The organism is Actinosynnema pretiosum (genome assembly GCF_002354875.1).
GTDB lineage: Bacteria > Actinomycetota > Actinomycetes > Mycobacteriales > Pseudonocardiaceae > Actinosynnema > Actinosynnema auranticum.
The window spans coordinates 5,015,354-5,028,648 of sequence record NZ_CP023445.1 but is presented as its reverse complement, the minus strand read 5'-3'; the positions used below and the strand labels follow the sequence as shown (position 1 = coordinate 5,028,648).

At 74.8% G+C, this 13,295-nt stretch carries 9 protein-coding genes; all 9 read left to right on the top strand.

Translation table 11 applies throughout. From position 1 onward, the window contains the following. The first annotated feature begins 85 nt into the window (after positions 1–85). The 9 genes from CNX65_RS21370 to CNX65_RS21330 all read left to right on the top strand — a co-directional run bounded on the left by CNX65_RS21370 (position 86) and on the right by CNX65_RS21330 (position 13,293). Complete coding sequence (locus CNX65_RS21370; protein ID WP_157767769.1) at positions 86–3,646, top strand: DUF4132 domain-containing protein; 3,561 nt, start codon at positions 86–88, stop codon at positions 3,644–3,646. Positions 3,647–4,089: 443 nt separating this feature from the next. Continuing rightward, positions 4,090–4,443, top strand: a complete 354-nt coding sequence (locus CNX65_RS21365) for a PadR family transcriptional regulator (protein ID WP_096495351.1) — start codon at positions 4,090–4,092, stop codon at positions 4,441–4,443. 251 nt (positions 4,444–4,694) lie between these two features. Continuing rightward, positions 4,695–5,015: a hypothetical protein gene (locus CNX65_RS21360; protein WP_096495350.1), complete on the top strand. Its 321-nt coding sequence runs from the start codon at positions 4,695–4,697 to the stop codon at positions 5,013–5,015. A 300-nt stretch (positions 5,016–5,315) separates the two neighbouring features. Then, positions 5,316–7,400, top strand: a complete 2,085-nt coding sequence (locus CNX65_RS21355) for a serine hydrolase domain-containing protein (RefSeq protein ID WP_096495349.1) — start codon at positions 5,316–5,318, stop codon at positions 7,398–7,400. A 67-nt stretch (positions 7,401–7,467) separates the two neighbouring features. Next, a complete protein-coding gene (locus CNX65_RS21350) occupies positions 7,468–8,757 on the top strand; it encodes a sensor histidine kinase (RefSeq protein ID WP_096495348.1) in 1,290 nt (429 codons plus the stop codon). A 23-nt stretch (positions 8,758–8,780) separates the two neighbouring features. Continuing rightward, positions 8,781–9,434, top strand: a complete 654-nt coding sequence (locus tag CNX65_RS21345) for a response regulator transcription factor (protein WP_096495347.1) — start codon at positions 8,781–8,783, stop codon at positions 9,432–9,434. Between the two features lie 435 nt (positions 9,435–9,869). After that, on the top strand, positions 9,870–11,090 hold the full coding sequence (locus CNX65_RS21340) for a sedoheptulose 7-phosphate cyclase (protein ID WP_096495346.1): 1,221 nt from the start codon (positions 9,870–9,872) through the stop codon (positions 11,088–11,090). After that, entirely contained in the window at positions 11,087–11,941 is an 855-nt protein-coding gene (locus CNX65_RS21335; RefSeq protein ID WP_096495345.1) for an O-methyltransferase, read from the top strand. The genes CNX65_RS21340 and CNX65_RS21335 overlap by 4 nt, the downstream gene beginning before the upstream one ends. After that, on the top strand, positions 11,938–13,293 hold the full coding sequence (locus CNX65_RS21330; RefSeq protein ID WP_232519939.1) for an ATP-grasp domain-containing protein: 1,356 nt from the start codon (positions 11,938–11,940) through the stop codon (positions 13,291–13,293). Before CNX65_RS21335 ends, CNX65_RS21330 begins: the two co-directional genes overlap by 4 nt. The last annotated feature ends 2 nt before the right edge of the window (positions 13,294–13,295 follow it).

The following is a 13,295-nucleotide window of genomic DNA, read 5'->3' as shown; positions in this document are numbered from 1 at the left end:
ACCGCAGGACCGGCTTCCCCGGTCCCCGGAAATTGTCAGACCCTCTCGCTAGCGTCCTGACCAGCGATTCCGAGCGAGGGGGCGGGTGTCCACGGTGGACGGGTACGTCATGGGGGCCGCGCGGGCGCGGCAGGTGCTGCCCCGGCGCGGTGACGGTCGGGGGCCGGGCGCGCCGGTCGTGGCCACGGGGCAGGACCGGGCCGTGGTCAACGCGCTCGTCGGCAGGGCGCGCGACGCGGTGCACCCGTCGGGCGAGCACTACGCGGCGCTCAACGCCCTGTTCGCCGGTCATCCCGAGCCCATGGGGGCGGCGCTGCTCTACCACGCGCTGTTCGCCAGGGTGCACTCGTCGAGCCTGGGCAAGGCGCTGGCGCTGCTGGTGGTCGACTGGATCGACAGGCACGGGCTCCCGTTCGCCGCCGAGGCCGTCCTCGCCGCCACGGGCATCCGGATGGACGGCGGCCCGGTGCTCGTGGACGGCCGCACCGCCTGGCGCCACGAGAGGGCGGACCCGGACGCGCCCTACTCCTCGCTCCTCCTGTTCGACCGGGGCGGGGTGGTGCTGCGCCACGCGCTCGCCACCGCGCCCGACGAGGTCCGGGCCGCGGCGCTGGCCGCGATGCAGCCGCACCGCGACGTGAACATGGCCGCGCGCGTCCTCGCGTCGTTCCTGGCGCCCGACGAGGGCGCGTGGGCCGACGACCTGTTCGCCCGCGTCGGCGCTCCGGCGCCGCACCGCTCCGGCAACGACTTCGCCATGCTCGCCGCGAGCGCGCGCACCCCCGACGACCTGGACCGGTTCCTGCACCTGAGCGACCTGGAGGGCCTGGACTCGCGCGGCTGGGCGCTCCCGACCCTGGTCGACGCGATCGGCCCGGAGGCGGCGCTGCCGAGGCTGGTGTCGCTGCTGCCGAGGTTGACGAAGGCGTTGCGCGGCAAGGTGCTCGACCTGGTCGCCGAGTTCCCGTCGGACGCGGCGTTCGCCGTCGTGGTCGAGCACGCCGACGCCCACCCGGCCCCGCTGCGGGCGGCCAGGAAGCTGTTCCCGGAGCGCGCGTCCCGCCTCCGCCCCGCCGCACCCGCCCCGAAGGGGCACGGCCTGCCGGAGGCGCCCCCGACCGACCTGCCCCGCCCGCTGGCCGACCCGCCGTGGGAGGCGCGCCGGGTGGAGTTCCCGAGGGTCAAGGGCCTGCGGGTGATCGACCGGCCGGGCGAGTCGTGGCTGCCGGGGGAGCGCGAGGAGTGGGCGTCCCGCCCGCTGCCCGCGCACCTGGTGGGGACGACGGGCCTGCCGGAACTCGCCACGCCCGCCTCGGCGGCCTCGGCGCGCCCCGCCGGGCCGTCCGGAACTCCGGACCCCGGAGCCGCCGCGTCGCCGACGTCCGGTGCCGCCTCGCCGACGTCCGGTGCCGCCTCGCCGGTGTCCGGTGCCGCCTCACCGGGGGCCGCCGCCGCACTCCCGGTGTCAGGTGCCGCCACCGCGCTCGATCCCGCTCCTGCCTCGTTGACGTCTGGTGCCGCCTCGCCGGGGGCCGATGCCGCCACCGCGCCCGATCTCGCTCCCGCCTCGTTGAGGTCCGGCGCCGCCTCGCCGGGGGCCGATGCCGCGCCCCCGGCGTCCGGTGCCACCGCGCCCGATCCCGCTCCCACCCCGTCGATCGACTGGCCGGAGGCGGTGCGGGCGACGATCGCGGGGGAGTACGGGGCCAAGCGGCAGCACGCGGTGCTGCTCAACGCGCCGCCCGACCTGCTCCCCGAACTGCTGGAGCGCTGGGAGCCCGCGTCGTTCTGGGACCTGCCCGACTGGGGCCCTCGCCTGGTCGCCACCCGCGGCCACGCCGCCGCCACGCTGCTGTGGCGGGCGCCCGCCTCGCAGGACCACGTCGTGGCGTCCGCGCTCCTCCCGCTCACCGACGCCCGCAGCGCGCCCCGGTTCGCCCGCTGGCTCACCAGCCGGGGCGGTCCCGTCGAGCAGGCCACCGAGCACTTCACCCGGCACGGCGCGCAAGCCCTGCGCCCGCTGATCCCGGCCCTGCTGAACCGCCCGAACCCGAACCGCCCCACCCCCGCGGGCCGGGACGCCGAGGCCGCGCTGCGGGTGGTCGCCACGCCCGAGCGCGTCGCCGAGGTGCTGGCGGTGGCCGCCGAGTACGGCCCGGAGGCCGAGGCGGCGGTGCGGGTGCTGCTGGACAGCGACCCGCTCGACGTCCTCCTCTCGCACGCCCCCGACCTGCCCGACTGGTTGGACGCCGCCGTGCCCGCGCTGCCGCCGGTGCTGCTCGCGGACGGCCGGGCGCTGCCCGAGTCAGCGGTCCGGAACCTGCTGCGCGTGCTCGCCGCAGCCCCCGCCGCCCGCGCGGCGGGGCTGGAGCCGGTGAAGCGGGTGTGCGCGCCCGAGCCGCTGGCCCGGTTCGGGTTCGCCCTGCTGCGGCTGTGGCTGCGCGAGGGCGCCGAGCCCAAGCACTTCTGGGTGCTGCAGGCCCAGGGGCTCCTCGGCGACGACCGGACCGCCGTCGACCTGGGCGAGCTGGCCGGAGCCTGGCCGGGTCAGGGCGCGCACCAGCGGGCCGTGGTGGGGCTGGACGCGCTGGTCGGGATCGGCACCAAGGTCGCGATGCACCAGCTCGACACCATCGCGCGCAAGGCCAAGTTCACGAGCGTCGAGCGCGCGGCGCGGGCGCGGGTCCAGGAGGTCTCGGCCAAGCTCGGGCTCACCGGCGAGCAGTTCGCCGACCTGGTGGTCCCGGACTTCGGCCTCACCGCCGGTGAGGTCTTCGACTACGGCCCGCGCCGGTTCACGCTCGCGTTCGACGAGCTGCTCACCCCGCTGCTGGTCACCGCGGACGGCAAGCGCCGCAAGAGCGCCCCGAAGCTCGCCGCGACCGACGACCCGGAGCTCGCGCAGGCCGCGCAGGACCGGTTCAAGGCGCTGTGCAGGGGAATCCGCACGGTCGCCCGCGACCAGCTGGCCCGGATGGAGCGGGCGATGGTGTCGGGGCGGACGTGGACGGTCCGGGAGTTCCGCGAGGTGATCCTCGGCCACCCGCTGCTGCGCGACCCGGTGGAGCGCCTGGTGCTGTCCCTGCTCGACGGCGACCGGGTGACGCACTTCCGCCTGTCCGAGGACGGCACGGCGGCGGACCTGTCCGAGACGACCGTCCCCCTGCCCGACGACGCGCTCCTGCGCATCACCCACCCGGTGCACCTGGGCCCGGACGTCGCGGCGTGGTCGGAGCTGTTCGCCGACTACGAGATCGTGCAGCCGTTCCAGCAGCTCGGCAGACGCGTGTTCACGCTGACCGACGAGGAACGCGCGGGCTCGACCGTGACCCGCTTCGACGGCGTCCCCGCGAAGCCGGGCAGACTCCTCGGCCTGCTGCGCCAGGGCTGGGAGCGCAGGAACTACGGCCAGTCGCTCGCGTCGTACCCGTCGGACGACGTGGTCATGCAGCTGACCCTGTCCCGCGACCTGCCGCACAGCTCCTTCGACAGCCTCCCGGACATCCAGGTGGGCCCGGTCCGCCTGCTCCACGGGCGAACCGAGGACAACCCGAAAGCCCCCGACCACCCCCCGCTGTTCGCCGACCAGAACCCGGTCCAGCTCTCCGAGGCGCTGGCAGCACTGGCGACGGCACTGCAGAGGTGACCACGGGAGCTGACTGCGCAGAGCTGACTGCGCGGAGCTGACTGCGCGGAGCTGACTGCGCGGAGCTGACTGCGCGGAGGTGGCCGAGCGGAGGTGGCCGAGCGGGAGTGACCGCACAGCGCTGACCGCGCGGGAGGGGGCAGGAAGGCGCGGGAGAGGTAGGCGGGAAGGGGGAGGCGGAAGGGAGAGGGGCACTGCCGGAGACGCGTCCGAGACGGCTGAGGCAGGGGCGCGACCTGGGCGGGGTGGGCGGACGCGTGACCGAGGGCGGCCTGGGGCGGTTGGGGCGGGGTGCACCGCCGAGGAGGTCGTGTCGGCCCCTCGCCGCCCAGGCTTGTGGGGAGCACGCCGTCCGGATCTGCTGCCTGGCGGGCGGTAGTGCCTTGAGCTGCGGGTTTGGCAGGCGTCGCCGTTACCTTGCGGTGCAAGGTAACGTGTGTCGCATGGAAGCCGGGGGTGCTGAGCGCAGTCCGCTGGCGCAGATGCGCCGAGGAGTCGTGGAGCACTGCGTGCTCGCCCTGCTCCGCGAGCGCGAGCGCTACGCGGTCGAGCTGGTCGAGGTGCTCCGGGAGCGTGGGCTCATCGCGGGCGAGGGGACGGTCTACCCCCTGCTCTCCCGGTTGCGGAAGCAGGGACTGGTCGAGACCGAGTGGCGGGAGGGCGGCAGCGGGCCGCCTCGGCGGTACTACCGCGCCAGTGCCGAAGGGGTCGCGGCCGTCGAGCGGTTCGCTCGCGACTGGGCCGTGCTGCGCGACTCGGTCGACCTGGTCATCGAGGGTGAGGGGGAACGCGCGTGAACGAGTACACCGAGGCGCAGATCCGTCCGAGTGCTCGACCGGTTGGGCAGCCCGCAGGAGATCGTCGACGCCGAGATCACCGAGAATCCTCTGCCCCGCGCAGAAAACAGCGGCAGTAGCAGCGCCAGTGCGCACAGCAACAGCAACAGCAACAGCGGTGAGGGTGGTGGCGGCGGCGTTGCTGCGGTGGGGCCCCGGCAGTCGAACAGCCTGCACGACTCCCGCTCACCAAGATCGACATCGCCGGTCTGGTGCTGCTGCTCATCGGGCCCGCGCTGCTCCCGCCCGTCGGGTACCTGATCGGCGTCGTCCTGGTCGTCACCTCGCCGCGCTGGTCCGTCGCGGCCCGCCTGCTGTTCGTCGTCGCGCCCGCCGTGCTGGTCTCCGGCTACTTCGTCGGCTCCCTGGCCCAGGGCGCGTGGTACAGCTTCTCCGACCTGGTCGACGACCCCTACGGCGCGGTGGGCTCGTTCCTCAGCACCTGGCTGTCCGTGCTGCTCTGCACCGCGCTCCAGGTCACCGCCCTGATCCTCCAGTGGCACCGCGCAGGCAGTCGACCGGTCACCGCCTGACCACACCCCCGCGTGACGCGCAGCGCCCGGCCCGCACCCCGGCGGACCGGGCGCTCACCCGTGCCCCACCACCGTCCACTGTGGCCTCAACCGCCCCGCCCCGCGAACCGCCCACCCACCTCCCCCCACCGGGTTGTCGTCCCCGCGCAGGAGGCGACCTCCTACTCAAGTCGCAACCCGATCCCCGCCCTGCGCCAGAAGACCCGCCCCCGCTGCCCGCAATAGCTTCTAGGACAACCGAAGCCGGACCGCGCACACCGAGGTCCGGCACACCCGATCCCGGAAGGCAGCACCGAGCACGTGAGCCCCCACGACGCACCCCCGAGGCCCTCGGCGCCGTCGCGCGCCGCCCGTTCGCGCAGGGCGGGCGCGCTGGTCGCGGTCGCCGCCGCCGCGCTGCTCGCCGGTTGCGGCGCGGCGCCCGGTCAGGGGCCCGCCCCGCACGTCACCACCCCCGCCGCGCCCGAGACCGCCCGGCTCACCGAGGCCGACGTCAACGCCTGGCTCGACGGGGTCATCCCCTCCGGCATGGAGACCGGCGGGGTCGTCGGCGCCACGGTCTCCGTCGTCCACGACGGCGAAATCCTCACCGCGCGCGGCTACGGCCTGGCCGGGACCGGCGACGCCCCCACCCCGGTCGACCCGGAGAAGCACCTGTTCCGGCCCGGTTCGGTGTCCAAGCTGGTCACCGCCACCGCCGTGATGCAGCAGGTCCAGGCGGGCAAGATCGACCTGGACGCCGACATCAAGCAGTACCTCGACTTCGACCTCCCCACCGAGTTCGACACCCCCATCACCACCCGCCACCTGCTCACCCACACCGCGGGCTTCGAGGAGCGCGTCACCAACCTCATCCGCCTCGACGGCGTCCGCGCGAACCTGCGCGAGGAGCTGGTGACCGACCCGCCCACGCAGGTCTACGCGCCGGGCACCACCCCCGCCTACTCGAACTACGGCAACTCCCTCGCCGGCTACCTGGTCGAGCGGGTCACCGGCACCCGGTTCGAGGACTACGTCCAGCGCGAGGTCTTCGACCGGATCGGCATGACCTCCTCCTCGTTCGAGCAGCCGCTGCCCGAGCGCCTGGCCGACCGCATGTCCGGCGGCTACAACGACTCCGCCAACCCCACCGCCCAGCCGGTCGAGACCGTCACCACCTCGCCCGCGGGCGGGCTGACCTCCTCCGCCACCGACATGGCCCGCTTCATGCTGGCCCACCTCGGCGCGCAGACCGGCGGCACGCCGCTGCTGGACGAGGCCACCACGAAGCTCATGCACCAGGGCGCGCTCGGCGCCGAGCAGCTCGGCGGCCTGGCCGACGGCCCGCGCATGACCCTGGGCTTCTTCGACGAGAGCCGCAACGGCCACCGGATCATCGGCCACGGCGGCGACACCAACTTCTTCCACTCGCACCTCCAGCTCTACCCCGGCGGCGGCGCGGGCAAGGGCACCGGCCTGTTCGTCTCGTTCAACAGCACCGGCGTCGACCGCGGCGTGCAGGGCGTGCGCAACGCCGTCCTGAACGGCTTCGCCGACCGCTACTTCCCGAAGGGGACCGGCGCCGAGGGGACCGGCGCCGGGGGGACCAGCACCGGGGGCGCCCCCGCGATGGAGTACGACCACGACGCCGCCCCGCTCGCCCGCGACGAGGCCGTGAAGCTCGCCGCGCGCGTCCAGGGCGAGTACGACTCGTCCCGCCGCATGGACTCCACCCTGCTCTCCGCGATCGACCTGACCGGCCGCACCACCGCGACCGCCCGCGAGGACGGCACCCTGCTGTTCCAGCCCGGCCCCGCCTCCGAGGGCCCGGCCGTCTACGAGGCCATCGGCGAGCACACCTGGCGCGAGGTCGGCGGCCAGCGCGTGCTGGCCACCCGGACCGAGGACGGCCGCGTCACCGGCATCGTGTACGAGGACGCGTTCACCCTGCTGCCCACCCCGGCGCAGCGCTCGGCGGGCCTGGTGCTGCCGGTGCTGCTCGGCTCGCTCGTGATCCTCGTGCTGGCCGTGGTCTCCTGGCCGATCGCGGCCGTCGCCCGCCGCAGCACGGGCGTCGCACCCCGTGACCGCGCCGGTCGCCCCGCCCGCGTCCTGGCCAAGGCAGGCACCCTGTCCGGCGTGCTCGCCCTGGCGGGCTGGGCCGTCTCGGTGACGGGCCTGATGCAGCTCCAGGAGATCCCCGCCGCGCAGATCCGCGTCCTCCAGCTCTTCCAGCTGCTCGCGCTGCTCGCGGTCATCCCGGCGGGCGTGCGCCTCCACGACGACGTCCGCCGCCGCACCGGGTGGACCAGGGTGGTCGGCAGCGCGCTGGTGCTGCTGGCGCTGATCGGCCTCGGCTGGTTCGCCGTGGAGTTCAACTTCCTGGCGCCGGACATCTCCTACTGACCCCCTGGGCGCGCGCCGGGCCACCCCGCCCGGCGCGCGCCCGGCCGCACCGAGGACGCTCACGCACATGGACGACCACCCCAGCGGCGCCCAGCCCTCCGGCAGGCTCGACCGACTGCTCACCCGGATCGGCGTGACCGGCCCCTTCGCCAGGGACTGCCTGCTGGCGGTGGTCGTCGCCGCGCTCAGCGCCGGGATGCTCCTGGTCCTGTTCGAGGTCGACCTGCCCTCGTCGCCCATTCTGTTCAGCGCCACCCGCAAGATCGCGATCAGCGCGCTGGTCCTGGCGCAGGCGCTGCTGCTGTGCCTGCGCCGGGTCGCCCCCCTGCCCCTGATGGCGGCCATGGCGGTCACCCAGGCGGCCGTCACGATCGCCACGCCCGACGCGGCCTCGGTGCGCGGGCTCGCCCCGTTCGTCGCGGCCATCACGCTCGGCTCGCTGCTGCCGGTGCGCCGGGCGGTCGCCGTCGCGGCGGCGGCGTCGGCCCTGGAGCTGGTCATCACGGTCGGCGCCCTGGCCCTCGGCCGGGTGTCGTCCCTGCCCGGCATGGTCGTGGGCTTCGCGCTGGAGCCCGAGCTGCCCAGCACGCCCCTCACCGCGCTGCTCGGGCACGCCACCGCCAGCCTGCTCACGTTCGTCGGCGGCGTGTTCGTCGGCAACTACTTCGCCACCCAGCGCCGCTACGCCCTCCTGCTGCGGCTGCGCGCCGACGAGGCCGAGCGCGAGCAGCGGGCCAGGATCGCCTCGGCCATCGGCGAGGAGCGCGCCCGCATGGCCCGCGAGCTGCACGACGTGGCCGCGCACCACCTGTCCGGCATGGTCGTGCAGGCCTCGGCCGTGGAGCGGCTGATCGACCGCGACCCGGCCGCCGCCAAGGAGGGCGTGGTGTGGCTGCGCGGGCAGGGCAGGGAGACGCTGGACAACCTGCGGGCGGTCGTGGGCGTGCTGCGCGGCGGCGCGGACGGCGAGGACGCGCCCGTGCCGGGCCTGGAGGCGCTGGACGGGCTGGTGCGCACCGCCACCGACCTGGGCGCGCGGGTCGAGCTGGTGCGGGAGGGGCCGGAGCGGCCGGTGCCGCCGATCGCGGACATCGCGCTGTACCGGGTGGTGCAGGAGTCGCTGTCCAACGCCCGCCAGCACGCGCCCGGCGCGCCCGTCCGGATCAGCCTGCGCTACCTGCCCAGGAAGGTCGAGCTGGAGGTGGTCAACGACCGGCCCCGGCAGCCGGGCGGCGGACCGGGCAGCGGGGTCGGGCTGATCGGGATGCGCGAGCGCGCGCAGCTGATCGGGGCCGCGTTCACCGCCGCGCCGACGGCGGCGGGCGGCTGGTGTGTCATGGTGGGCCTCCCGACCTGACCCCGAAGGTGGAGGCCCTCCCCGTGATCTCCGTGGTGCTCGTCGACGACCAGGCGGTCGTGCGCGCCGGTTTCCGCGTCATCCTCGACAGCGAGGACGACCTGCGCGTGGTCGGCGAGGCCGCCGACGGGGCCGGCGCCGTCGACCTGGTGGCCAGGCTCAAGCCGGACGTGGTCTGCATGGACGTGCGGATGCCCGGCGGCGACGGCCTCACCGCCACCCGCCGCATCACCACCACCCTGGCCGACCCGCCGCCGGTGCTCGTGGTCACCACGTTCGACCTGGACGAGTACGTGTTCGGCGCGCTGGAGGCGGGCGCCAGCGGATTCGTCCTCAAGGACTGCGACCCCGAGGACCTGGTCTCCGCGATCCGCAAGCTCGCCGCGGGCCACGGCCTGCTGGACCAGGCGGTGACCCGCCGGGTGATCGGCGAGTTCGCCCGCCGCGCCCCGGCGCCCGCCGTCGACCCGGCGGTCGAGGAGCTGCTGACCGCGCGGGAGAGGGAGGTCGTGGTGCTGCTGGCCGAGGGCAGGTCGAACGTGGAGATCGCCGAGGCGCTGTTCATCGAGCCCAGCACGGTCAAGTCGCACCTGGGGCGGGCCATGACCAAGATCGGCGCGCGGGACCGGTTGCAGACCGTGGTCTGGGCCTACCAGAACGGCCTCGCCGCGCGCTGACGGCCGCGCCCGCCGCCCCGCGGACCCCGCTCGGCCGGGCGGCGGGCGGATCAGACCACTTCTGCGGCGGTTCCGCACGACGACCGGACGCGCACCACCCTGCCGCCCGACAGCGCTTGCCGCCGATCGAGTGGCGCGCCGGGCGTGCGCGCTGTGCGTGTTGCTCCACAGCGGAGCGTGACGGTAGCGTCCTCAGCGTTCGCCGACAACACGAACCGGCCGCAGCGCCCCGCTCGAGAAAACGGGTGGCGCGCACGCGGCGCTCCCTCAGGTCGTGCCCGCACACGGCCCTCTCCCGAGCACTCCCCGCGCAGGTGTCGGCAACCGCGCGCGGGTCGGCGCTCCGCCCCCCACCGCTCCTCGCAGCGCTCCGGCGTTCCCGCACGGCGGGACCGCGCCGCGATCGGCGCTGCCCTCCTGCCGACGGGAAGAGCCATGACGACGAACCTCACCGCGACGGTCACCGCCACGGAGCACGACTTCCGGGTGCGCGCCGTCGAGGAGCGCGACTACCTGCTGACCTACGTGGACGGGGCGTTCTCCCCGGAGAGCAGCCGGATCGCCGACCACCACCGCGCGCACGGCCGGTGCCTGATGATCGTCGACGCCAACGTCCACCGCCTGCACGGCGACCGCATCCGGGCCTACTTCGAGCACCACGGCATCGCGCTCACCGCGCTCCCGCTGGCCATCGACGAGACGCAGAAGTCGCTGCGCACCGTCGAGCGGATCGTGGACGCCTTCGGGGAGTTCGGGCTCATCCGAAAAGAACCCGTGCTGGTGGTCGGCGGCGGCCTGCTGACCGACGTGGCCGGGTTCGCGTGCGCGGTGTTCCGCCGCTCCACCGACTACGTGCGGGTGCCCACCTCGCTGATCGGGCTCATCGACGCCAGCGTCGCGATCAAGGTCGCGGTGAACCACGGCCGCACCAAGAACCGGCTCGGGGCGTTCCACGCGTCCAAGGAGGTCGTGCTCGACTTCTCGTTCCTGGAGACGCTGCCGACCGAGCAGGTCCGCAACGGCATGGCCGAGCTGGTCAAGATCGCCGTGGTGGCGAACGCGGAGGTGTTCCGGCTGCTGGAGAAGTACGGCGAGGACCTGCTGCACACCTCGTTCGGCACCGTCGACGGCACCCCGCAGCTGCGCGAGACCGCCCGCAGGGTCACCCACGAGGCCATCGGCACCATGCTGGCGCTGGAGGCGCCGAACCTGCGGGAGCTGGACCTGGACCGGGCGATCGCGTTCGGCCACACCTGGAGCCCCGCGCTGGAGCTGGCCCCGGAAACCCCTTACCTGCACGGGCACGCGATCAGCGTCGACATGGCGCTGTCCTGCACGATCGCCGAGCGGCGCGGCTACCTGGCGACCAGCGAGCGCGACCGGATCTTCTGGCTGCTGAGCAAGGTCGGCCTGTCGCTGGACAGCCCGCACCTGACGCCGGAGCTGCTGCGCGCGGCCACCGAGTCGATCGTGCAGACCCGCGACGGGCTCCAGCGCGCCGCGATGCCCCGGCCGATCGGGACGTGCTGCTTCGTCAACGACCTCACCGAGGCCGAGCTGCTGGACGGGCTCGCCGCGCACCGCGAGCTGGTCGCCCGCTACCCCAGGGGCGGCGCGGGCGAGGACGTGCGGGTCACCAGGAGCGGTGCCGCGTGAACCCGTTGCCCACCAAGGGGTCCGCGCCCGGCGCCGTGTCCGCGCCGGGCGCGCCCCGCCCCGTGACGCCGGTGGCGCTGCTCGCCGACACCCTGACCCGGTTGGCGCGGCGGCCCGACCTGCCGCCCGACGTGGCCGCCGAGCTGACCGCCGCCGCGGAACTGGCGTCCGGTGTGGACGGTTACGCCGGTCGGTGCACCACGCCGGAGTCGCCCGCCCTGCGCGAGCTGGCCGCCAGGACCGCCGAGCACGACTGGCGGGGCAGGGGCGGCGGGGTCGCGCTGGAGCAGGAGATGCTGTCCGGCCACGTGGAGGGGCAGCTGCTCAAGACCCTGCTGCGGGCGCTGCGGGCGCGGCGGGTGCTGGAGATCGGCATGTTCACCGGCTACTCGGCGCTCGCCATGGCCGAGGAGCTGCCGGACGACGGGGTCGTCGTCGCCTGCGAGCTGGACCCGGACGTGGCGGCCTTCGCGCGGGACCGGTTCTCCGCCTCGCCGCACGGCGGGAAGGTCGACGTGCGGGTCGGGCCCGCGCTCGACACCCTCGCCGGGCTGGTGGGCGGCGAGCCGTTCGACCTGGTGTTCGTGGACGCCGACAAGGCCGGGTACACCGGGTACCTCGCGGCCGTGCTGGACGGCGGGCTGCTCGCGCCGCACGGGCTGGTGTGCGTGGACAACACGCTCATGCAGGGCAAGACCTACCTGCCCGGCGCCCGTGACGCGGTGGGCGCGGCCGTGGACCGGTTCAACCGGCACGTGGCGCAGCGGCCGGACGTGGCGCAGGTGCTCGTGCCGGTGCGCGACGGGCTCACCCTGATCCGCAGGGTGACGCCCGGAACGGGGGAGCCGTGAGCGGTGCTGCCGCCCCGCACCGGGTTCCGGGCCGGGAGCCGGGGCGTTCGGGGGCCGGGCGGGTCTCCCGGACCCTGGGCGCGCTCGCGCTGCTGCTCGCGGCCCTGCCGTTCAGCGCCGCCCTCGTCGCGGTGGCGGCGCTGCGCGCGGCGGTCCGGCCCGCGCCCGCGCGGGCGACGCCGAGGCTGCCGAGGACGGTGCTGCTGACCGGCGGCAAGATGACCAAGGCGCTGCACCTCGCCCGCGCGTTCCACCGGGCCGGGCACCGGGTCGTGCTGGTGGAGACGGCCCGCTACCGGCTGACCGCGCACCGGTTCTCCCGCGCGGTCGACGCGTTCCACGTCGTGCCGGACTCGGCCGATCCCCGCTACCCGCGGGCGCTCCTGGAGATCGTGGAGCGGGAGGGCGTGGACGTGTTCGTGCCGGTGTGCAGCCCGGCGTCCAGCGTCCACGACGCCGCCGCCGCGCCGCTGCTGGCGACCCGGTGCGAGGTGCTGCACGCCGGGCTGGAGGTGGTGGAGCTGCTGGACGACAAGCACCGCTTCGCCGAGCTGTCCGCCGAGCTGGGCCTCCCGGTCCCCCGCTCGTACCGGATCACCGCGCCGGAGCAGGTTCTCGAGCTGGGGCTGGACGGGCCGCACGTGCTCAAGAGCATCCCGTACGACCCGGTGAACCGGCTGGACCTGACCCCGCTGCCGCGACCGACGCCCGAGGCGACGCTGGAGTTCCTGCGCGGCAAGGACGTCCGGGACGGGCACCCGTGGGTGCTGCAGGAGTTCGTGGCGGGCAAGGAGTACTGCACGCACAGCACCGTCCGGAACGGGCGCGTGGTGGTCTACGGGTGCTGCGAGTCCTCGGCGTTCCAGGTGAACTACGAGATGGTGGACAAGCCGGGGATCGAGCGCTGGGTGCGGGCCTTCGCCGAGGCCACCGGGGTGACCGGGCAGGTGTCGTTCGACTTCATCGAGTCGGCGGACGGGCGCGCGCTCGCCATTGAGTGCAACCCGCGCACCCACAGCGCCATCACCATGTTCCACGACCACCCGGACCTGGCCCGCGCCTACCTCGACCCGGACGCGCCGCAGATCCGGCCGCTGCCGTCGAGCAGGCCGACGTACTGGCTGTTCCACGAGCTGTGGCGGGCCCTGTCCGAACCGGGGACCGCGCGGGAGCGGCTGCGGGTGGTGGCGCGCGGCAAGGAGGCGGTGTTCGACTGGTCCGACCCGCTGCCGTTCCTGCTGCTGCACCACGTGCACGTGCCGCTGTTGCTGCTGCGGGCGCTGGCGCGCGGGCAGGACTGGGTGCGGGTGGACTTCAACATCGGCAAGCTGGTGGCGCCCTCGGGGGACTGACC